Source organism: Serratia liquefaciens (assembly GCF_027594825.1).
Classification (GTDB): domain Bacteria; phylum Pseudomonadota; class Gammaproteobacteria; order Enterobacterales; family Enterobacteriaceae; genus Serratia; species Serratia liquefaciens_A.
The window spans coordinates 1,208,019-1,230,019 of the sequence record NZ_CP088930.1 but is presented as its reverse complement, the minus strand read 5'-3'; the positions used below and the strand labels follow the sequence as shown (position 1 = coordinate 1,230,019).

Annotated in this window: 18 protein-coding genes and 3 tRNA genes; 9 read left to right on the top strand and 12 right to left on the bottom strand. The window is 46.6% G+C overall.

Features of this window, described 5'->3' with window-relative positions:
* Positions 1–48 precede the first annotated feature (48 nt).
* Positions 49–945 carry an SPR family subclass B3 metallo-beta-lactamase gene (blaSPR, locus tag LQ945_RS05610; RefSeq protein ID WP_269935850.1) on the top strand — a complete coding sequence of 299 codons (897 nt, stop codon included), beginning with the start codon at positions 49–51 and terminating at the stop codon, positions 943–945.
* A gap of 60 nt (positions 946–1,005) precedes the next feature.
* Here blaSPR and LQ945_RS05605 read toward each other — a convergent pair whose 3' ends face one another.
* Positions 1,006–1,446, bottom strand: a complete 441-nt coding sequence (locus LQ945_RS05605) for a DUF2946 domain-containing protein (protein WP_270102474.1) — start codon at positions 1,444–1,446, stop codon at positions 1,006–1,008.
* A 168-nt stretch (positions 1,447–1,614) separates the two neighbouring features.
* Here LQ945_RS05605 and LQ945_RS05600 point away from each other — a divergent pair, with 168 nt between their 5' ends.
* From LQ945_RS05600 to LQ945_RS05585, 4 genes are all read left to right on the top strand, one after another.
* On the top strand, positions 1,615–3,021 hold the full coding sequence (locus tag LQ945_RS05600) for a PepSY-associated TM helix domain-containing protein (RefSeq protein ID WP_270102473.1): 1,407 nt from the start codon (positions 1,615–1,617) through the stop codon (positions 3,019–3,021).
* A 67-nt stretch (positions 3,022–3,088) separates the two neighbouring features.
* Positions 3,089–3,418 (top strand): osmotically-inducible lipoprotein OsmE, encoded by a 330-nt coding sequence (osmE, locus tag LQ945_RS05595; protein WP_041414766.1) that lies wholly within the window; start codon positions 3,089–3,091, stop codon positions 3,416–3,418.
* 156 nt (positions 3,419–3,574) lie between these two features.
* Positions 3,575–3,662 (top strand) — tRNA-Ser (locus LQ945_RS05590).
* A gap of 6 nt (positions 3,663–3,668) precedes the next feature.
* A tRNA-Thr gene (locus LQ945_RS05585) sits at positions 3,669–3,744 on the top strand.
* A 419-nt stretch (positions 3,745–4,163) separates the two neighbouring features.
* Here LQ945_RS05585 and LQ945_RS05580 read toward each other — a convergent pair.
* From LQ945_RS05580 to LQ945_RS05540, 9 genes are all read right to left on the bottom strand, one after another.
* A protein-coding gene (locus LQ945_RS05580) for an IS3 family transposase (RefSeq protein ID WP_420136176.1) occupies positions 4,164–5,275 on the bottom strand; the annotation gives its coding sequence in 2 pieces (ribosomal slippage) (positions 4,164–5,014 and positions 5,014–5,275; 1,113 coding nt in all).
* Positions 5,276–5,429: 154 nt separating this feature from the next.
* Positions 5,430–7,082 (bottom strand): DUF4209 domain-containing protein, encoded by a 1,653-nt coding sequence (locus LQ945_RS05575; protein ID WP_270102471.1) that lies wholly within the window; start codon positions 7,080–7,082, stop codon positions 5,430–5,432.
* A gap of 106 nt (positions 7,083–7,188) precedes the next feature.
* Positions 7,189–9,510 carry an AAA family ATPase gene (locus tag LQ945_RS05570; protein ID WP_270102470.1) on the bottom strand — a complete coding sequence of 774 codons (2,322 nt, stop codon included), beginning with the start codon at positions 9,508–9,510 and terminating at the stop codon, positions 7,189–7,191.
* The gene (locus LQ945_RS05565; protein WP_270102469.1) at positions 9,473–10,159 is read right to left on the bottom strand and encodes an ABC-three component system middle component 1; all 687 of its coding nucleotides are present in this window, start codon (positions 10,157–10,159) and stop codon (positions 9,473–9,475) included. Before LQ945_RS05565 ends, LQ945_RS05570 begins: the two co-directional genes overlap by 38 nt.
* Entirely contained in the window at positions 10,149–11,387 is a 1,239-nt protein-coding gene (locus LQ945_RS05560; RefSeq protein WP_270102468.1) for an ABC-three component system protein, read from the bottom strand. Before LQ945_RS05560 ends, LQ945_RS05565 begins: the two co-directional genes overlap by 11 nt.
* Before the next feature lie 151 nt (positions 11,388–11,538).
* Positions 11,539–12,795, bottom strand: a complete 1,257-nt coding sequence (locus LQ945_RS05555; RefSeq protein ID WP_270102467.1) for an integrase domain-containing protein — start codon at positions 12,793–12,795, stop codon at positions 11,539–11,541.
* A gap of 206 nt (positions 12,796–13,001) precedes the next feature.
* A tRNA-Pro gene (locus LQ945_RS05550) sits at positions 13,002–13,078 on the bottom strand.
* 78 nt (positions 13,079–13,156) lie between these two features.
* Positions 13,157–14,938, bottom strand: coding sequence for an LPS biosynthesis-modulating metalloenzyme YejM (gene yejM / locus LQ945_RS05545; RefSeq protein WP_270102466.1), 1,782 nt, complete (start codon positions 14,936–14,938; stop codon positions 13,157–13,159).
* Between the two features lie 9 nt (positions 14,939–14,947).
* On the bottom strand, positions 14,948–15,175 hold the full coding sequence (locus LQ945_RS05540) for a YejL family protein (RefSeq protein ID WP_020827787.1): 228 nt from the start codon (positions 15,173–15,175) through the stop codon (positions 14,948–14,950).
* A 304-nt stretch (positions 15,176–15,479) separates the two neighbouring features.
* Here LQ945_RS05540 and yejK point away from each other — a divergent pair, with 304 nt between their 5' ends.
* Positions 15,480–16,490: a nucleoid-associated protein YejK gene (yejK, locus tag LQ945_RS05535; RefSeq protein WP_270102465.1), complete on the top strand. Its 1,011-nt coding sequence runs from the start codon at positions 15,480–15,482 to the stop codon at positions 16,488–16,490.
* 84 nt (positions 16,491–16,574) lie between these two features.
* On the opposite strand, the gene rplY is transcribed toward yejK, so the two are convergent.
* Both rplY and LQ945_RS05525 read right to left on the bottom strand, forming a co-directional pair.
* Positions 16,575–16,859 (bottom strand): 50S ribosomal protein L25, encoded by a 285-nt coding sequence (gene rplY / locus LQ945_RS05530; RefSeq protein WP_261108634.1) that lies wholly within the window; start codon positions 16,857–16,859, stop codon positions 16,575–16,577.
* A gap of 162 nt (positions 16,860–17,021) precedes the next feature.
* Complete coding sequence (locus LQ945_RS05525) at positions 17,022–18,779, bottom strand: DEAD/DEAH box helicase (RefSeq protein ID WP_270102464.1); 1,758 nt, start codon at positions 18,777–18,779, stop codon at positions 17,022–17,024.
* Positions 18,780–19,088: 309 nt separating this feature from the next.
* Here LQ945_RS05525 and rsuA point away from each other — a divergent pair, with 309 nt between their 5' ends.
* The 3 genes from rsuA (at position 19,089) to LQ945_RS05510 (ending at position 21,998) form a co-directional block, all read left to right on the top strand.
* Complete coding sequence (gene rsuA, locus LQ945_RS05520) at positions 19,089–19,802, top strand: 16S rRNA pseudouridine(516) synthase RsuA (RefSeq protein WP_182823944.1); 714 nt, start codon at positions 19,089–19,091, stop codon at positions 19,800–19,802.
* A gap of 39 nt (positions 19,803–19,841) precedes the next feature.
* Positions 19,842–21,050: a Bcr/CflA family multidrug efflux MFS transporter gene (locus LQ945_RS05515; protein ID WP_269933797.1), complete on the top strand. Its 1,209-nt coding sequence runs from the start codon at positions 19,842–19,844 to the stop codon at positions 21,048–21,050.
* 603 nt (positions 21,051–21,653) lie between these two features.
* Positions 21,654–21,998 carry a YejG family protein gene (locus LQ945_RS05510; RefSeq protein WP_044552548.1) on the top strand — a complete coding sequence of 115 codons (345 nt, stop codon included), beginning with the start codon at positions 21,654–21,656 and terminating at the stop codon, positions 21,996–21,998.
* The last annotated feature ends 3 nt before the right edge of the window (positions 21,999–22,001 follow it).

Genomic DNA, 22,001 nt, shown 5'->3' with positions numbered 1-22,001 from the left:
TATTAGGCTGAGTATACTTCAGCCCTGTTTTTCCCCGTAGAGCTGAACATGAAAAAAAACATGGGTTATCTGATGGCTATGACATTCTCACTGTGCTTTAACGCTCAGGCACGGCTCGATCCTGCGCAACCGTTGTCCAGCGTTCCGCCCTATTCACTTTTTGAGCAATGGGCGCAGCCGGTAGCGCCATTCCAGATGTTCCCTCAAGTGTATTATGTCGGCACGCGCAACCTTTCTTCCGTGCTGTTCAGCACGCCGGAAGGGTTGATTCTTATTGATGCGGCGTTGGATGCCAGTGCGCCGGCGATAAAATCCCATATTGAGGCCTTGGGTTTTGACATCAAGGATTTGCGCTTCATTCTTAACAGCCATGCTCGCCTCGATCAGGCCGGAGGCATTGCTCGGCTGAAAGGTTGGAGCGGAGCAAAAGTTGTTGCCAGCGCCGCCAATGCCCAACAGTTGGCGCGGGGAGGAAAACAGGACTTTGCCTTGGGAGATGCGCTGAGTTTCCCAGCGGTGAAGGCCGACATTATCGTCGGGCAGGGTGATAGCATCACGCTGGGAGGCGTGAAGTTAACGGCATTAATGACGCCAGGGCATTTGCCCGGTGCCACCTCATGGTCGACTACGCTGCGGCAGGGCGGGAAAACCTATCGACTGGTCTATGCCGACAGCTTGGCAACCCCGGACTATTATCTGGTCGGCAACAAAAACTACCCGAATCTGGTGCCGGACATCCGCAGCAGCTTTAGGCTTTTGGCCCAGCAGCACGCGGATATTTTTATCGCTAATAAGGGAACGCGCTTCAATTTGGAAAATAAAATGGCGCGACTGCAGGCTGGTGACCGGGATGCTTTTGTCGATCGGCTGGGGCTACAGCAATATGTGCAGCAGTCCCAACGGGATTTTGAGACGCAGCTAAAACAACAGCAAAGTAAAAATTAAGTTATGTTTCTATTTTATTTTGGCGCAATTAACCCTACCCAATAAAATAAGGCATGAAAATTAGAAATATTTAACAGTATTAATGGAAGTGAAAGGTGGTGCCCGGGTTTGATAAGGCGGGAAGACAGAAGGAATAATAATATGAAAAAGGGTTGGAATAAGGGATGGCGCGCGTTGAATATTGCGTGCCGGGAGTGTTGACGGCAAAATAACCAGTGGCGGGCTGTGATGAAACAGGCTGCAGTAGCCACAGAAGTCAAAACAGTCGCCGGTGCCCATGTCCGCCATGTTGTGCCCTGCCGGCGGGCTATCGACGAGGCTCTGGCTCATCATCGCGCTGTGCCCGGCATGCTCCTCACTCATGGACATTCCAGCCATCTCGCTGTTATCCATGCTATTTTCTGCAAGATGGGCGGAGATTAATGGCGCGATGAATATCATCAACATAGCGAACAGGCCCAGCCAGGCCAGCGTGCGCATATGTTGAATTGACAATTTCACCAGGAGCGTCCTTCCAGAGTTGAAGCGTAAAGGAATGATAACATCAGCAGTTGTTCCACTATTGTAACATTGATGAGAATTAAGCTAAACAGAGAAGAAATCTGTTTGTTAAATGAATTTAATTCGGGTAGATTCCGGGTAATTCCATTTGACCACGGATGACTTATCATGTCTGAACGTAATATTGCGTTGCCTGCGGCTGCACAAAATATTAACCAGCAGGTGACCACTCGCAGTTGGTTTATTCCGTTGGCTATGCGGATTCATTTTTATATTGGGCTGTTTGTTGGGCCGTTTTTACTTATTGCGGCATTGAGTGGCATATTCTATGCCTTGACGCCGCAAATTGAATCACGGCTTTATGCCCCGCAGTTGTATAACGACAGCACCGGGCCGGTATTGCCGTTAAAACAGCAGATTATGGCCGCTCAGGCGATAGCGCCATCAAAGGCTTCACTCTCTGCGGTGCGCCCCTCTCCGGCAGAGGGTGAGAATACCCGGGTACTGTTTAACGTTGCAGGGCTTCAGGCTTCGGAACGTTTGGCGGTGTTTGTCGATCCGGTTACGGCACAGACGCACGGTGTCATGACGGTTTATGGTACCAGCGGCGTATTGCCGTTGCGCACCTGGTTGGACCAATTTCACCGCAGCCTGTTGCTGGGGGATGTGGGGCGCAATTACAGCGAACTGGCGGCCTCCTGGCTATGGATTGCCGCGCTGGGTGGCCTGATCCTATGGGGCGCGCGCAGGCGTAAGAAGCTAACGCGTCAGCGTGGTGGTTTACGCAGGTTACATGAAAAAAGTGGCGTATTGCTTCTGGTCGGCCTGCTGTTCTTTTCTGCCACCGGGCTGACCTGGTCACAGTGGGCCGGGGAGAACATCAGCGTACTGCGCAACCAGTTCGGCTGGGCGACGCCTTCACTGTCGACGGCGATCAACGGGCAGGACGCTGCGCCTGCCGGCGATCATGCCGAACACCGTGGTCATATGATAGTCAGGGCGAAACCGCCTCAGGATGGCGTCATGTATGACAGGGTTCTGGCCGGTGCGCGGCAGGCCGGTATCGACGCCGCCAGGGTTGAAATCAAGCAGCCGGCGATGGCGGGGCAGGCCTGGACGGTGATGGAGATCGATCGCCGTTGGCCTACACAGGTTGATGCAGTGGCTATCGATCCCGTAACCCTGGCCATTACCGACCGCGTCAGTTTTGAACAATACCCGCTTGCGGCAAAATTAACGCGCTGGGGAATCGATCTGCATATGGGCGTCCTGTTTGGCCTGGTCAATGAGCTGGTGCTGGTGGTCTTTGCCGCCGGGCTGGTGGCGATGGTGGTGATGGGGTACCTGATGTGGTGGCGAGGTCGGCCAACGCGAATGGTACGTAAACCTGCCCGTTCCCCTTTTATGTTGCTGCGCAAAACGCCGAAAGGGCCGCTGTTGCTGATTGTCTGCCTGACGCTGCTACTGGGCTTTTGTTTACCGGTAATGGGCGTCAGTTTACTGCTGTTTCTGCTGTGTGATTTGTTGTGGTGTCTGGCTTCGCGGCGGCGTCAACCGCACCTATCGACAAAGTGAAATTTGTAGAAAAGCCTTTCCTCTTCTAGACTTAGAGTACAACAAACGTACTCCAAGAGGACAAGTCATGACGAACAAGCTGATTTTAGCCGTTTGCACAGCAGCGACATTTTCTATTCTTGCCGGCTGTACGGCTTATGACAGGGCCGCCAGTTACGTTCAGGAGCCTGTGGTCAGTGATGTCAAAGTGGGAATGACCAAACAGCAGGTTCGCGCCATTGCCGGCCCACCGTCAACCACGGCGACTTTGGTTCACGCTCAGGGGACTTGCGACACCTACGCGGTAGCACCGCGTGACGGGAAGGTGCAAACCTATTTTGTCAGCTACAGCGATACCGGACATGTGATGAACAAAGGCTATCAGACCTGTTCTGATTACGACTCACAGCCTAAATAATCCCCGCTGAAGTGAGCCATCCGGCCCCGCTTTTGCGGGGTTTTTCATTTTTTAACCGTTAGCGGCTTGAAGTTTAAGCAAACGCACTTTTTCCCGCATTTTTTTTCATGAAACGATAGACATTTCATAACGGTAGCGCTAATATCTGCGCCCATTGGAAGGATGGCCGAGTGGTTTAAGGCAACGGTCTTGAAAACCGTCGAGTGTAACAGCTCCCAGAGTTCGAATCTCTGTCCTTCCGCCAAATTTAGCCGGCTTAGCTCAGTAGGTAGAGCAACTGACTTGTAATCAGTAGGTCACCAGTTCGATTCCGGTAGCCGGCACCATATAAGCAGCACCGACGCTTAGCGTCTACCAACCCCAGTAATCTTCGCGATTGCTGGGTTTTTTCGTTTTCTGTTCCTGAGTCAGTATCTCAGTGCACATTGCCCGATAAGGGAGAAATATAACCCCCTGGCGGCAGGCGTGAGAAGTAGCCGATTGATGAGCAAATTTGTTGAACGACAGACGAAAAAAAGCCTGCTTAAAAGCAGGCTTTTCTCATTAATTTGGTCGGCATGAGAGGATTAAATAAAACAATTTAATACGTTGATTTATATTAGTTTATTTAATTGTGTTTTATCCGTGTATGCCTAAGCGTATGTCTAAAAGGTAAAGCCATCTTAGTTAGAGGAAAACCACAACAGCTCTAAAATTTCACCTGACTGAAGGGTTGCAGTAAGCTAAAACTGTAAGTACACCGCTTTTAGTTCCAGGCACTTTTTGAGATTTCCGGTTTCTCAGCCATCAGCCGGTATTCTTCCGGCGTCAGGTTATTCAGGGACTCATGAGGTCGCTCGCTGTTATATTCAGTCAGCCAGCGATCTGTGATCTCCCGTGCTTCATTCAGCGTTCTGAACAGATAAAAATCCAGTATTTCGGTCCGGTACGTTCGGTTAAACCGCTCTATAAAGGCGTTCTGTGTTGGCTTACCCGGCTTTATAAATTCCAGCATCACGCCATGTTCTTCAGCCCATTGCGCCAGAGCCAGTGATATCAGTTCCGGTCCGTTATCCATCCGCATCTTCAGCGGATATCCACGGTTTGCCACTATCCTGTCCAGCACCCGGACGACGCGCTGCGCCGGGATATTCAGGTCAATTTCGATAGCCAGTGCTTCACGGTTAAAATCATCAACGACGTTGAAAGTCCGAAAACGTCGGCCACATGTCAGCGCATCGTGCATAAAATCAATCGACCAGCTTTGGTTGAGCGCTTCCGGCGTTGCCAGCGGGGCTGGATTGCGCACCGGAAGGCGTTGTTTACCCTTGCGACGAAAATTCAGTTTTAGCAGACAGTAAATCCGGTGTACACGCTTGTGGTTCCAGACGTGGCCCTGCCTGCGAAGCACATGAAAAAGCTTCTTAAATCCGTAGCGGGGGTAGCGTTCTGCCAGTTCAGTCAGCGCATGGATCACCGGTTCATCACGCCGGGCATCGGGCTGATAAAAATATACCGTCCTGCTCAGCGATAACGTCCTACAGGCCTGGCGTAAACTCATGGCAAATTGCGCCGTCAGATAGCTGACAAGTTCACGCTTTATCGCTGGTTTTAAAGCTTTTTTTCGATGACGTCTTTAAGTGCCCGGCTCTCAAGGCTGAGATCAGCAAACATCTGTTTGAGGCGTCGGTTTTCATCCTCTAGGTCTTTCATCTTTTTGATATCAGAGGCTTCCATACCGCCATACTTTGCTTTCCAGTTGTAGTACGAGGCTTCAGATATACCGGCTTCACGGCAAACATCCTTGACGGTACGTCCGGTTTCGACGGACTTCAGAACGGTAATGATCTGGTGTTCGGTGAATCGGGCTTTACGCATGGCGATCTCCTCAGAGGACATAATCAGTATGTCGGAAGATCTCTAAAAGTGAATGGTTCGTTTTGCTGGGATACTTACAATACCTTGTGGCTTATATGAAAAAAGTTAAGCGTGAATCATAAAAAACCCCACAGCTAATATGTGGGGGGGGGCATTACTTTTGTTTAATATTAAAACTTTCTGTTAATATTGTTAGCCATCGCCAACACAAAAAATCATATAGTGAGGAATGTATTTCGTCATCCCTTATTAATGCATGGGATATTTTATTCCTTATATTTGATCCTGTTTTTACAATCATTAGTTCTTTCATTTCAATGATAAGATTTTGATTTATAATGTTTTTCATCTCTAGCTCACTATTAATTAAACCGCTCAGTGATTTTTCATCTTGGCTACCGTTATTATTTGTTTGAGTACTAATATTTTCTTTTTTTAATATATCACGCAATAATGCTTCATAAAGTGGAATAAGAATAAAGGATGATGAAATCATATCATCTAAAAGCCACCGTTCTATTCCAGTAAACACAAAGCTCTTAATTTCTTCAGGTATGTTAATGCTCTTTTGAATCATTTCTTTTAAGTGTTCTTTATTAACCCCATATTTATTGTATATTTCCATTTTATATATTTTAATTACAAATCCATGAAAGGAATAATAGAGTATTGCATTCATATTACTTTCACCACCAATAGCTGAAGTCCGGCCGTCAGAAGTTATTATAACCTGTTGAAACAACTTATTAAGGGAATCATCATCTTTATTAATGTGATGATGGGAAACATTACTCGTGTATTGGCTCATTAGTAGTAATGCTTGATGATAGCTTTTAGTATTGCTGACTGCACATTCAATATTATTTTTAATGTTTGACATATCTAATTCAATTGGTTCCTGAACATCTATCAGTATAGATTTCATTTTTTGTATATCGAATTCAAAATGTGCTATGTTAAAATTATTAGTACGCAATAAGTTTTTTGGGGTTAGTTTAATAGATTGCTCTGCAAAAAATATACAGGAAACATAGCTATTACTGTATTTTTTAGAATCTAATAAATTTAGTAAATCCCAAAATAAAATAAGTGATTTAAAGTGTAATTTATTTGTTAGTTTTGCATCGTTAATTTTTTTATATAGTTTAATTGAAAGATCGAATGATAATTTTATATTTTGTATAACTCCATTTAGTCTAAAATCATCAATTTCATTATCTAAAGCTAAAGTTATGCCAGAGCATAAAAGCAGCGCGTTTTTATAAAATTTTCTTGCAAATAATGAATGCTCTCCTTTAGTCAAATATTTATTTTTGCTTAGTATATTATATGCAATTAAATCATCGATTTTGTTTTTTTTAATTAGCGTATAGACGTATTTATTCAAACTCCTTAGGATATCATTAAATACATCTTTGTCCTTACTGCATATAATAATTATCCTTTTACAGAATAAACTTATTATCGACAAATCATAACTATCATTATTGGATAAAAAAGACAAGTAATTTTCAGCGGCAAAATGAGCATGTTCATTTTTTCTGGTTTGAGTGTGAAGAATGTCATAAGAAAGTGCTTTAAAAATTTCGCTTTTACTTTCTGCTAAAATTTCAATTAAAACATTTACATCACTTTCCTGAATCTGGCAATTTCTTGCTTCAAAATTGCCATCATCATAAAAAATACCTTCAGGTCTTAAATGTAAGTTCAAAAAAATAAATTCTAAAAAATCATTATATTTGTGATCTTTTTCCTGTATGTATAGAAACGATACAACATCGTATCCGATGGAATTAATCTTTATCATATTTATAGACACCCTTATTATTTTTCAGTGAAATACGTTGATTATTTTTAAATTAATTTTTTCAAATAGGCGGCTCAGATACTCAATACATCTGAGCCTAAGAAATTCATCTACCAGTATGGGATTGCATATTGAAAGGTTTTTGCGTCAAGCCTGCACGCATAAATCTAAATCTGAGATATGAAGAAATATTATCTTCATGTGATGAGAGTATCAACTGCCTATTGCTTAACTCACAGCGTAGTAAATCGCTTAAAGAAGCAATGTTTATCTCGTCAAGAGATTGAGCTGGATCATCTATCAGGACCAGAGGGGACTTCGCATACACTTTATTAAGTGATAGGAAAAAGGCCAAGCTTAATGCTGATAGCTGTCCAGAACTCATTGACATGGTTGCGTCATGTTCTGATTTTTCTGCTGTGCAGAACCTCAGCCTATCTCCATTCCCTTCATCTATAAATAGTCCTAAGCCACGTTGGTAGTTTTGGATAAGTCTACCGCTGTAAATATGGAACGTTAACTCTATATCAGCGATGGTTTTTTTAGAATAATCTTTGTTTAGTATAGTGAGTTGTTCCTTTAATGTGGTAATTTTCTGTTTAGCATTTGTTAAGGATTTATCCATATCTAACAAATCGTTAAGCTCTTTTTTTAAAGCTTTAAGTCTAAGATTATTCGCTTCATTCTTTTTGTATAAGAAATATTTATCTTTTCGATTGATCTGTTCTAAGTCTATGTTGAAAACATCATCTGGTGTAGCGAATGATTCATTCAAGACTAATTCCCATCCTTCAGGAAGTGAAATTAGCTCATTTTTCTTTTTTTGACGTATCAACAATACTAATGATTGTTTCCTTGATTCTATTTCTTCTGGTAAATCTGTAAAGGTCTGCGGGTAAGATATTCCGATTTGTGAAAGTCTTTCATTTATTTTTTTTATTTTTTCGAATATGCTTTCTGACTTTTGTAAACTGTCAAATATTTTTTTGTCAAATTTAAGCTGAGTTTGTGCTTCTACCAAACGCTGAATCTCAGCATCCTTAGATTGCTTTATTTCATCGAGTTCGGCTTGTAGCTGTTTCCCTACATTATCTAATAAACTTTCTAAAGATTTACTTTTAATATCGATTGCGTCTAATAGCAGATCTTTTGTTATCCAGTCATGCCCACAAAGTAGACAATGTTTTTCTGATAGAGAAGTTTTCTTTTGATGTTCTTCTATTAATTTCTTTCTTGCTTGGCTAATCTCTACAAGAATAGCATTTTTCTCACCTATTTCTTTTTTGTAATTATCTCTAAGTTGTAAGCGTCTTTTGAAATCGATAATATCTATATTTTTATTATCTTTAATTTTATCAGTATCATCCTGACTTATGGAATCTTCTTTCTTGCGCAAAATGCTTAAAGATAAATTGATCCCATTGTTAATCTTATTCTTTTGAGCCAGTTCCGGGTAGGCTTCAATATGATGTCCTACTTTAATTACCTCGGTTAATAGCTTTTCATTTTTGCTTATGAAATTTTCTATTCTGGCATTATCAATAATTACGCGAAGCTGTTCTTTATTAGTAATTAGATTTTTAAGTAATGAAATTTTATTCTCATTTTTTTCTGTTGTTTCAATATCAGAAAAAATTGAAGGGTTCTCAACATCCCATGATGGCGTAGTCAGATGAGTTGATATTTTTTCATACTGCACAGGATTATTATCATTTGTTCCTGGTACACCTATCGCTTGAATTTGAGATGTGATTGAATCCCTCTTTTGAATGAAATTCAGACCGGTTGATTTCCTCGTCAATGCACTTTGAACTCGTCCACATAAATTTATGTTTTCAGTTAGTTCACTAACGTTCATCAAACCACTGATAGCATTTTTTCGCTGCCTAATACTGTTAGCAAAAATAAATGAACTCTGTCCTTGTTCAAGATAGTTAAGAAAGTTGTAGTTATCAGTGAATTTTTCGCCTAATATTTCATCAAGTTCATTTTGTGTAATTAAGGTGCTGTTTTCGTAAGAGTCTAATAAACCTAATTTATAGAGTTTAAATATGCTAAAATTATCTGCTTTATTATTCTGTATTATTTTTAAATCTTTTGCATGTGCTCTGCGTGAAAAGTAAAGTTTCTCATTATTATCATTCGACATCTCGACACTGATTTCGATATCATCCTCTCCATTTGTTTTGTTCCAGAAAAGATTATCACTATAATTTTTAATGCCTCCTGGCATTATTGTTTCACATAATTGTACAATTCTTTTTATTTTTCCTGTAAACAATAATTCTAAAGCATCATATACGCTTGTTTTGCCATATCCATTAGGGCCTTCAAGTGTCAACAAAGAAGAACTCTCAAAATCGAATTCGACTTTATCAAAAGCCTTGAAGTTATTTATTCTCAGCTTTGATAGCTTCCAGTTCTTCATTTATTAATTCCTCAATTAGCATGTCTAAATTTACATCACTTTGTTTATTTGCTGTGCTGATCTTAGTATATATCTCAGATAAATGTAATGAGTCTACCAGCGTGTTGATTTGGAGATCAATTGGAACAATATCCTTTTCTATATCAGGCATTTCTAAAAAAGGTAGTTTAATGAAAATTCTAGCTGCCATGTTATACAAGCTGGGGCGGGATGGATTTTCTTTATATGTGGAGAATTCTTCATGATCTGAGAGAACTGCTCTAAGATTATTGAAGTTCTTCCCGGAAATTAATTGATTCTCTTCATTTGAATAATACAATACATACTTTTTGAAATGATAAGCATTTTCTTCTATATCAAATATACTTTTTTCATATTGCTTGTAATTTGAAAGTTTGTCGAGTTGAAAAACTATTATAAGATCAGTGTTTTTTGCAAAAGCTGGAGCTTCTAAAAGTTCAGTTGGGGTGTTGTTAATAATTAACTCATTAATGAAACTCGCATCTTCAAGTTTATCAGTTCTGTAGGTTATTATATATCGACGTAATGCATCTTTCTCCTTTTTAAAAAAAGAAATATTTTCTAGCGTACTTTCAACTTCTATAAATTGGTGATCTTCAATAGCCTGTTTTATAAAATTATTTAGCATTTAGTTCCGCCTCTGCTTTATCAGTAGATATAACCCTTAAATTAAATTCCCTAACAATATGGTTATTGTTCACTTTAGAGTCGTTAATTTTTGTGATTTTTTCTGAGGTTGCTGAAATTATCGTATCATCTGATACTTTATAGGCTATTATGTTATTATATTCATAAAGCAATGATGCAAGTGTAGCATTATCCCTTATATGATTTTTCAACTCTTCTTGGAATGAAGTATTTCGTCTTCTTCCATCTCTAATTGTCAAAGCTGTTGGGAGATATTTATTTATTTTTTTAGAATAATGAGGCAAGCCCATTAGTTTTGGTATGTGGGATATTGCTGATACTACATCAAGATAATCCCGGACATCATCTTCATCTATAACATTGTTTTGTCTGTGAGGCTGTAAAGAGGTATGTAATTGTATGGCAGAGTTATAATTCAAGCTATAAATAAATCTGAAAACGTTTGATATCGATTCAATTTGCTTCTCGCTAAAAGCGTCCAAATCATTATAGAACTCAGTTTCAATAATATTTGTTATTTTTTCTTTGGTTAATAATGCTTGATATATTTCGTCTGTCCGATTAAGTGGGGGAGACGTTAGTAATTCCCAAAAAATGCTACTTGCTATTCTATTATGATATGCTGCGTAGTCTTGTTTTTGTCCATTGTGAACTAAGTTATGAATTACAATTACTTTATTAGTTATAAGCTCTGAGAGTAAAGTGGATTTTTCAATAATTAAATTTTTTGTTTTAATCAAATTATTGGTATCTAAAAATAATTCAATTTGCTCATCAATCAATTCATTTATTTTTGATAGTAAACAGTATTTACTATCGCCATAACTGTAAAACTCAACTATTTTTCCATCATTACTTGTATAATTTTCAAAATTATCAAGTTCTTTAGCTACATGAAAATATCTGATTGTATTTTCATCACAGTCAGTAGCTATACATGCTGCTTTATAAATAGCTTTGACATATTCAGAACGATATTGCGATAGCTTTGCTTTCACTTGATGAGTTGAGATCACCTTGCCATCACAATAAATAGCAAAGTCATCTGTGCTATCTAATTGCAACTCAAAATTATCAATTATTCTCTGTTGAAATGATTTTGCAGTTAATAGTTTCAGGCAGTGATAAAGAGCTACTTTCCCTTGGTAAACAAAGCCCCCCCAAGAACTGATCGCACTTCCTGGCAGTGTTTCCTCTATGTTAGACATTTTTTATCCTATGAAAATTTTACTGAACATAGCTATAAATCAGAATTCTTACATAGACATACTAATCATTTTTAGTGCGAATGAAATGCAAAATGTTCACTATCTTGCTCATAACTGTGAGAAAGCTCAATTATGAGAGCAGCTAAAGATTTTAATCGGTATATCCTTCTGTTGAGGTTAACTTGCCAATAACACTGATTGATGAGTTTCCAAAGGATGCTGCTTCTACATACTCACCCCACCAGATCATCATCTCTCTACGCTGTTCCAGATACTGTGATCTGTTATAGGCTCTCCTGACTTCGTTAGTATCGATATGAGCTAAAGCAGCTTCAATCACGTCTGGTGGAAAACCTTTCTCGTTAAGTACTGTTGAGGCAATAGCTCTCATTCCATGAGCCACCAACAGATCTTTGAAGCCCATCCGTTTAAGCGCCATGTTTGCTGTCTGACTATTCATAGGTTCAAGTGGATTCCGGTAGCCGGGGAAAACATAATCTCTGTGCTTACTGATGGGCTTCATCACTTCCAGAATAGCCAAAGCTTGCTCAGAAAGTGGAACGATATGCTCACGTTTCATCTTCATGCGACCAGCAGGGGTACGCCATTGTTTTGCGGCAAAGTCGATCTCATCCCAGCGAATCGTTGACGCTTCGGCAGGTCGTATCATCGTTAGTAATTGCCATTCGATAAGACAGCGAGTTTGTCGTCCGATACTGGCAAATGCCAGAGTTTTCATCAAAAGGGGGAGTTGCTCTGGAGGTAGGGCAGGGCGGTGCTTTACCTTTGGTTTATGGAATGTTCGCCCGATTCGTGCTGCGGGGTTTACAGATACCAGCCCAGAATTAAGAGCGTAATCCATAACTTCATTGATACGCTGGCTTAGACGTTTAACCGTTTCGAGTCTTCCGGCAGCGTGTGTTGGCTCTAATGCTCCGATGAACTGCTGAGCCGTGATGTTAGCAATGGGCATAGAGCCAATATGTGGGAATACATATTTACTCATAGAACGCCAGATATCGTTTAACGTATGAGTTGCCAGCCCCGCTGATTCTTTGGTTTTAAACCAGTCTCCTGCAACCTTTTCAAAGGTACTTTCTGTGGCACTTTTTTGCCGCAACTGCTCGGTTTTTTTATGCTCCTGCGGATCAATATCTTTGCTCAATAGAAGACGGGCATCTTCACGAAGTTGACGAGCCTCAGAGAGGGATACAGCAGGGTAAGCACCAAAGCTAATCATTGCGCGTTTGCGAGTGAAAGGTTTGTAATAGCGGAATCGCCAGAGTTTTGAGCCTCCGGGCTTAACCAGTAGCTCTAAGCCATCCCCGTCATACAGAATAGTGGCACGTTCAGTCGCTTTGGCATTTTTGACTTCGGTGTTGTTAAGGGGCTTTGTCTGACGCGCCATATTATTCTCCAATCACTGGTTAGGCATATGGCTCAGACGACACGATGGATTGTATGCCTAAAGATATGCCTAAAAATGTTGGATTTCACTGTATCAGCGTGGACTTTACTAGACAACAGAAAAACAGCAGGTCTACGCAACCCACTGTTAATTCTGTTTTTTATAGTCTTGTCTGGACTTCAGTAGACAAAACGTTGGGGATAATTTGGTCGGCATGAGAGGATTCGAACCTCCGACCCCCGACACCCCATGACGGTGCGCTACCAAGCTGCGCTACATGCCGACGCTGTGGGAAATAATACTACCCGTTCCCAATTTCAAAGCAAGAGCGAATTCGCCTGACTGCTTGTATTTTAAGCGATTAGTTGGCGATAAAACGCTTCACGTCGGTCAATACCTGCAGCAACAGAGCGAGCTGCGGTTTTTCGTCCTTGATCTCTTTGTCGTTTTTATCGTACGCGCGGTAATTGCCACTGCTGTCCAACACCAGGGTTTGCGTTGGCGTGGTGATCACCAACAGGCTGTTATCGCCGGTAGCCACCCAGTTGTTTCTGCGCTGGGCCGTAAACAGGTCTTCACCTTGCGAGTAGTCCTTCGCAGGCGTTTTCACGTGCAGTAAACGCTGCATTAGCGTGCGCATTACGTCATTGTGACCGGTCAGTTTATTGATGGTCTGCGCTGGCGTACCCGGCCAGTGGATAATCAACGGCACCTGCAGCTGCTGTTGGCTGAAGCTGCGGCCTGCCCCCCAGTAACCTTTACCGGTGTCGTTAAATTCAACACCGTGTTCTGCGGTGATCACCACCACGGTTTTATCCAGTACGCCACGCTCTTTGAGCGTGCTGAGCACCTGGGCAATCTGCGCATCCACATCCTGCGCGCCGGCCCGGTAGCGCTGAATAAAGTCAGCCGGGGCCGGGGTTTTCTCATTGACTGCCGGTTCTGCACCGCGGAAGTTGATGTAAGAGAACCACGGAGCGTTGCTGTTTTGATCGGCCAACCAGCGTTGCCACTGCTGTGTGGTCACCGAATCATTTTGCTGGGCAGGCGCTGGCAGCGTGAAATCGGTCAACAGCGCCTGGCGATACAGGCTGGCGTTAAAGCCGTCGGACGAGAACAAACCAAATTGATAACCCTGGGCGCTTAGCGCACTGATCAGAGCGGAAGGTTTGCGCGCGGCAAGAATGCTGTCCAGATAGCTCGGCGAAATGCCGTAGAACAGGCCAAACAGGCCGGTATCTGCATGATTGCCAGAACTGTAGTGATCGCTAAAGCGAATGTTTTCCTGGGCGAAGCGGGTGAGGGCAGGCATATCCTGCTTCATATCCTGTTCGCGTACGCCGTCTACCACGATCATCAGCAGGTTATAACCGCTGCCTTTGTCGTCGTAGCTCAGGTCGTTAAGGGGATACTCCACCGCAACGGCTTCCGGATTCCCTTGCTGCACCAGCCGACGTTCATATTCTTGCGAATCGAGCAGGCCGTGCTTCTCAAGGAATTTACGCGCTGTCATTGGATACGACAGCGGCAGGTTCGCCCGCTGCATGGTGATCGGGCGATAGAAATTGGCATCGGCCCAAATATAAATCAGGTGCGAGGCAAAGAAGGCGCTGATAAACAGCACCGCCAGAGGCTTGCCGAAACGTTGGCGGTTCAGGCTGCGCAGCTTTTGCCAGCTCCAGGTGCCGAACAGCATCTCGACCAGGAAGATCACCGGCACGCAGATAAACATCAGCTGCCAGTCGCGCGCCAGCTCACTTTGATCCGGGTTGACCACCAGTTCCCACACCACCGGGTTAAGGTGAAGGTGGAAATGCGTAAAGACCTCGCTGTCGACCAGCAACAGCGTCAGGCCGGCAGTGGCCAGCGCGGCGGAAATAAATCGCAGCAGCCGCTGCGACATCACCACAAAGGTGAGCGGGAAAATAACCAGCAGGTAGCCGGCGAAAACGATAAAGCTGAAATGCCCCAGTAAGCTGACCAGGGCATAAACCCGGCCCAACAGGGAAGAGGGCCAGTCAGTGACAAACAGGTAGCGGCTACCCAGCCCGAGGGCGAGCAGGATATTGAATAAGGCGAACCAGTGCCCCCAGCTGATCATCTGGGAGACTTTTTCACGATAACGCTGACGGTTTGTCACCATAAGTATTTATTAATGCGCTTTATCTTCACGAATAGAAGCTTGCAGAGCCTCTGCAAACGATCTTGCCAGCGTCTTCCGCTGAACCGGAGCAACGCTGGTATTGATCAAATTAGTCACCATGTTGCCCAGCACCATCAAAGACAGATCGGTGGGAGTATGGTGTTTTTCCAGAACATTAACCAGCTCGGAGAGCAGTTGTTCGACGTGTTCGTCACTGTAACGGGATGATTGTGGCATAAAAATTGCGCTCAAAGCCTGACAAAGTCCCATATCTTACCGTATAGGACAGTGATTTTCTGCTCTTTTATCGATTCCCTTTGTCTTTCAAACCCTAGCGTGGCGAGAGGGGCCTGCGGGCCATATCAATGATTCTGCACGACTTGCGGGGCGCAGCCTGAAATCCACCGCTGATTTCGGGTATTTGTCTGCTTTATGGTTGGTAGGAATTTATAGATCTCTGGCGGGATGTGCACTGCTTTAAAGTTGCAGCGCGGGGGCCTTCAGTGTTTGAATACGCGCTAAAAGAACAGGAGGATTTACCATGAGTCTGGATATCGACCAGATTGCTCTGCACCAGTTGATTAAACGCGACGAACAAACGCTGGACGTGGTGCTGCGCGATACTTTGCTGCCCACCAATGCGGCGGTGGAAGAGATGATGGAAGAGCTGCATCGTGTCTACAGCGCCAAGAGCAAGGCTTACGGCCTGTTCAACGAGGGCAGTGAGCTGGCGGAAGCGCTGCGCACCTGCCGCAAGGAAGACAAAGACTTTCTGGCTTTCAGCCGTGCGGCGACCGGTCGTCTGCGCGATGAATTGGCCAAATACCCGTTTGCCGAAGGGGGCGTGGTGCTGTTTGGGCAGTACCGTTATCTGGCGGCGGAGTATTTATTGATTGCGGTACTCAACAGCCGCAACAGTTCGCGCGTCAACGAAGAGTTGGATATCAACACCACCCATTATCTGGACATCAACCACGCCGATATCGTCGCGCGTATCGATCTGACCGAGTGGGAAACCAATCCGGAATCGACCCGTTACCTGACCTTCCTGCGAGGGCGTGTGGGCCGCAAGGTTTCCGATTTCTTTATGGACTTCCTGGCGGCGGCGGAAGGGCTGGACACCAAGGCGCAGAACCGCGGCTTGTTGCAGGCGGTTGACGATTATTGCGCCGATGCGCAACTGGACAAAAATGAGCGCCAGTCGGTGCGTCAGCAGGTTTACAGCTATTGCAACGAACAGTTGCAGGCCGGTGAAGAGATCGAGCTGCAGGAGCTGTCGAAAGAGATCGCGCCGGTGGGCGAGAAAGATTTTCTGCAGTTTTCCAGCGAGCAGGGCTATCAACTGGAAGACAGCTTCCCGGCCGATCGCGGTACGCTGCGTCAGTTGACCAAGTTTGCCGGTAGCGGCGGCGGCATCAGCATGAACTTTGACGCCATGCTGCTGGGAGAGCGCGTGTTCTGGGATGCGGCGACCGACACGCTAACCATTAAAGGCACGCCGCCGAACCTGCGCGATCAGTTGCTACGTCGTTTGGGCGGCGGCAACAAATAATTTCGCCGGATCGCAGACAATAAAAAACGCCGCAATTGCGGCGTTTTCTACTTCGGCGTCCCGAAAGGTTCGATTTCGTTGCGATTAAACGCGACGGAAGTCGATGTGAGCCAGTTTCGGCTTGAACGGGTGACGCTGTACAGCCTGAACTTTAACTTTGGTTTCTTTACCGTCGATAACCAGAGTTACTGCTTCGCTGTAGAATTCTGGTTTGGATTCCATGTTCTTAACAGAATCATGGTCCAGTTCGATGGAAACTGGAGCTTCTTCGCCACCGTAAACGATAGCTGGGAATTTGTTAGCAACACGCAGGCGGCGGCTCGCACCCTTACCCTGGTCTTTACGTACTTCTACATTGATAGTGAACATTGTTTTTTCTCTTAAAAGAAAATTTACCCTGCTACAGGCGACCCAGTAGCAAGTTCGATAACCTGCTTTAGCACCGGGCGAACCCAGGCAAAGCGGGCGGCATTTTAACGGAAAGCCGCCCACAGGGCAATGGAAACCTGCCTGATTTGCAAGGGGCAAAGATCAGTACAGCTCATTGGCGCGGCGGAAGCGTCCTTGATAATCGAACACTTTTTCTCGTACCTGCCAGAATTGCCCGCGTTTGCGTGCCACAACAAAATCCGGATGACGCAGCAGCGCTTGCTTGGCCAGCACGTCGGCGGCATTTTGCCAAGCGAACGGCACCCCAGGCGCACGCTGATGTGGGCGCAGGAACAGCATGTCGAAGGCTTTGCGTTGCGCCGGCGTTTGCAATCGAAAACGTTCGCTGGTGCTGGTGCCGTCTTCGTCGTAATAGGTCGCCTTTAGCCACTCGCCTTTTTCATCGCGGCCGCTTTGCAGCTCCATGCCGCCACAGCGTAATACCAGAGCGTCTTTCAGCTTCAGCGCCGCCTTCAGCATATCGTCGGGATCGACCAGCACCTCCTGACACTGATGGCAGCGGCGGGCGGCAATGTCGTTCTCCGCCCCGCAGTGCGGGCAGCTTTTGAAACGAAAACGGTAATCGCACTGCTCGCGATGGCCTTCATCGTCCTCCAGCCAACCCTGACAGCGGCGGCCGTAATGTTCGATGATGTCGCCATTCTCGGTGCACTTGCCCCAGAACAGGTTGGCGAAGCCGCAGCCGGGACAAAATACCTGCACCGGCTGGCTGTCGCTGTGTGGCTTGCTGACCCCCACTTCCGGCGTGAACAGATCGTGCGGATTCCCGGCGTAGTCGAGGATCAGGCAATCCTCTTTGCCGGGGGCCAGCCGCAATCCGCGTCCGACGATTTGCTGGTACAGGCTAACGGATTCGGTGGGGCGCAGGATGGCGATCAGATCGACATGCGGTGCATCAAAACCGGTGGTCAGTACCGCGACATTGACCAGATAGCGCAACTGTTGCTGTTTGAACGCTTCAATCAGGGCATCGCGCTCGGCGGCAGGGGTTTCTGCACTGACCAACGCGGCTTCGCCTGACGGCAACAGCCCGTGAATTTCACGGGCATGCTCCACGGTGGAGGCGAAAATCATCACTCCCTTACGCGTTTCGGCGTATTCCACGATCTGGCTGATGATATGCGGAGTGATGCGATTTTGCTGCTTCAGTTCGCGGTTCAGGTCAACCTCGCTGAACAGGCCGTTGCTTCTGGCTTCCAGACGGCTGAAGTCATACTGCACAATCGGCATGTCCAGCCGTTCCGGCGGCACCAAATAGCCGTTCTTGATCATGTAACGCAGCGGCAGCTCATAAATGCAGTCGCGGAACAGGCTGCGGGCATCGCCGCGGGTAAAACCATGATAGTGATACTGATAAATCCAGCCTTTTCCCAGCCGGTAGGGCGTGGCGGTCAGGCCCAGCAGCCGCAACTGCGGATTGGTTTTCTGCAGATGCTGAATGATCTGTTGGTACTGGCTTTCGTCGTCGTCACTGATGCGGTGGCATTCGTCGATGATCAGCAGGGAAAACGCGCCGTCGAACAGCGGCAGATTGCGCGCCACCGATTGAACGCTGCCAAATACCACCTTGCCGGCGCTGTCTTTTTGCTGAAGACCGGCGGCAAAGATGTCCGCCTCCAGCCCGTAAGCGCGATATTTGGCGTGGTTTTGCGCCACCAGTTCTTTCACGTGGGCCAACACCAGCACCCTGCCGCGCGCGCGTTTTGCCAACTCGGCGATCACCAGGCTTTTCCCGGCGCCGGTCGGCAGCACAATCAGCGCAGGCTGCGGGTGCTGACGAAAATGTTTAATGGTGGCTTCGACCGCTTCCAGTTGGTAGGGGCGCAGAGTAAAGGCCATAAATTAACGCCGTGGGTTGAGAAGGGCCATCGGGAACAGGTTTTGTAACATCTGAACCCACAAAAACTGTGACATTCTACTCCCCTGACGGCTAAAAAATTTCTATTATTATGCCTTCTGAGCGCGCGCGGTGCGAGAAGCGTGGAAATTACCTCTGTCAGGGGGCCGTTTCCGCCGCTATACTCGTGTGACAGTAATCGCTGTTCCCCCCTCTTCGAACCTGCCCTGTTGCACTCAGTGCAACGGTGGGTGTCATATTTTAGCAACACGATCAATGCGATCATAACAACGACAGGCAAAGCAGATTCAATGCGACTGGACAAGTTTTTATCTCAGCAGTTAGGTGTTAGCCGTGCGCTGGTAGCGCGTGAACTTCGGGCCAAACGCGTCACCGTCGACGGTGAAGTGGTTAAGAGCGGAGCGCTGAAACTGGCTCCGGAGCAGGTGGTGGCGTTTGACGGCAACCCGCTGCAGCAGCTCACGGGCCCGCGCTACTTTATGCTCAACAAACCGCAGGGTTACGTGTGTTCCACGGACGATCCCGATCATCCGACGGTGCTGTATTTCCTCGATGAGCCGGTTGCCTACAAGCTGCACGCCGCCGGTCGCCTGGACATCGATACCACCGGCCTGGTGTTGATGACCGACGACGGTCAATGGTCGCACCGTATCACCTCGCCGAAACACCACTGTGAGAAAACCTATCTGGTGACGCTGGAGCAGCCGCTGGCGGAAGACACCGCGCAGCGCTTTGCCGAAGGCGTACAGTTGCATAACGAAAAAGACCTGACCCGTCCCGCGCAACTGGAAAAGATAGAAGACAACCTGGTGCGTTTGACCATCAGTGAAGGACGTTATCACCAGGTGAAACGTATGTTTGCGGCAGTCGGAAACCGGGTTATCGAGCTGCACCGCGAACGTATCGGCGCCATCGTGATGGATGAGGATTTGGCCGAGGGCGAATACCGTCCGCTGACCGAAGAAGAGATTGCCAGCGTGGGCGCTCCGCACCTGCAGGATTAATTCATTACTACATTACGGCTGATGAAGGAGTCGTTGAACGTGCAACAGAACCGGTCATCTCACCTCGGTTTGATTTTTATTCTGGGCCTGCTTTCCATGCTGATGCCGTTGGCTATCGACATGTACCTGCCCAGTATGCCGGTGATTGCCAAACAGTTCGGCGTCGAGGCGGGCAGCGTGCAGATGACGCTCAGCGCCTATATGCTCGGCTTTGCTTTGGGGCAGCTGTTCTACGGGCCAATGTCAGACAGTATCGGCCGCAAGCCGGTGATCCTGTGGGGGACGCTGATCTTCGCGATTGCCGGCGGCGCCTGTGCGATGGCGCAGTCGATCGACCAATTGATCAACCTGCGTTTCCTGCACGGGTTGTCGGCGGCGGCGGCGAGCGTGGTGATTAACGCCCTGATGCGCGATATGTTCACCAAGGACGAATTCTCACGCATGATGTCGTTCGTCATCCTGGTGATGACCATCGCACCTTTGCTGGCGCCGATGATCGGCGGTGCGCTGCTGCTGTGGTTCAGTTGGCATGCGATTTTCTGGACCATGGGCGCGGCGGCGCTGATCGGTTCGTTGCTGGTGGCGTTCTTTATCAAGGAGACGCTGCCGAAAGAGCGACGGCAGAAATTTCATCTGCGAACCACGCTGGGCAACTTCGCTTCATTGTTCCGGCACAAGCGGGTGCTGAGCTACATGCTGGCCAGCGCCTTCTCGTTTGCCGGCATGTTCTCGTTCCTCAGCGCCGGGCCATTTGTGTATATCGAGCTTAATCACGTATCGCCGCAGCATTTTGGTTACTATTTTGCGCTGAACATTGTGTTTTTGTTCCTGACGACGCTGGTCAATAGCCGCAATGTGCGGCGGCTGGGGGCGATCAAAATGTTCCGTTTGGGCCTGTTTGTTCAATTGGCTATGGGGTTATGGTTGCTGGCGGTTAGCGCCATCGGCCTTGGCTTCTGGGCGCTGGTGATGGGCGTGGCGGTGTATTTGGGCTGTATCGCCATGATTTCGTCAAACGCCATGGCGGTGATCCTCGACGATTTCCCGCATATGGCGGGCACCGCTTCCTCTCTGGCCGGTACGCTACGTTTCAGCATTGGTGCGCTGGTGGGCGCGATACTGGCGATGGCGCCCGGCAAGAGCGCCTGGCCGATGGTCTCTTCGATGGCGTTGTGCAGCATCGTTGCGGTGCTGTTTTATTTGTACGCCAGCCGGCCACGCCATAAAACCTCGCCGGACACGCCGTAGTTCTCCTCCCTGACTCAGGCTCAACGTTGCGTTTGGGCCTGAGTGGGTTGCACCTTCCGTTTTGCCTCCTTGAAATTCAATGACGTCAGTCTGTTTACTGCTAAGCATCCGTGCGCCAAAGGGCCGGTCGCCGCGTAGGCTGTGTGCTTTTTGTTAAATAAATTGCTCTTTCTGCGGGAAGCGGCAGCGGGTATTTACACCCCGGGTTTTGATGGGGAATCGGCAGATGTTTAGGTTAGGGCCATTGATAATCAAGGCGTTAACCTAAGGTTGACGTCGGCGTCAAGAAGTTAAATGTTTCCACAATGTAAAATTATAAAGAGCGAAAAGTAACCGCGTTGAGAGAAAAAAGAGTTGAGATTGCGGCGGGAAAGGGTTACATATAACGCAAAAATGCGAGCTGAGTCGCAAAATGCGGTGAAACGACAACGCAGAGTGTCTTAAAAACGGCAGGACATCAGTAAGCGCAGGGGTAGGTTAACTGTCTGTGGCATTATTTACATTTAAATAACATTCATGAGCAGCAGAGTCGGGACGCAGCGGCTATAACTTAGTTACCCTGTCAGGTAAAAAGCGTTTCATTTTTCAAACTAGGGATTTCATGTGGAAAGTATCCAACTTTCGGTAGTGCATCGCTTGCCGCAAAGTTATCGTTGGCTATCAGGTTTTACCGGCGTCAAGGTTGAACCGATCCCGCTCAGTGGAATAGACGAAGATAACAACCTGATTGGCCTGAAACTGCTCAGCCATGAAGGGGCTGACGCCTGGCAGGTCATGCAGCAGCTTAATCTGTCTTTGCAGGAGATTCAGGTCGACTGCGCCATCGTGGAGTGGGAAGGCGAGCCTTGCCTGTTTGTGCAACGCTGTGACGAAAGCACCACCCTGTGCCGGCTAAAAAACGTCGGTGCCGCTATTGCCGAACCGATGAGTGCGCAATACCCTTTCTGACTC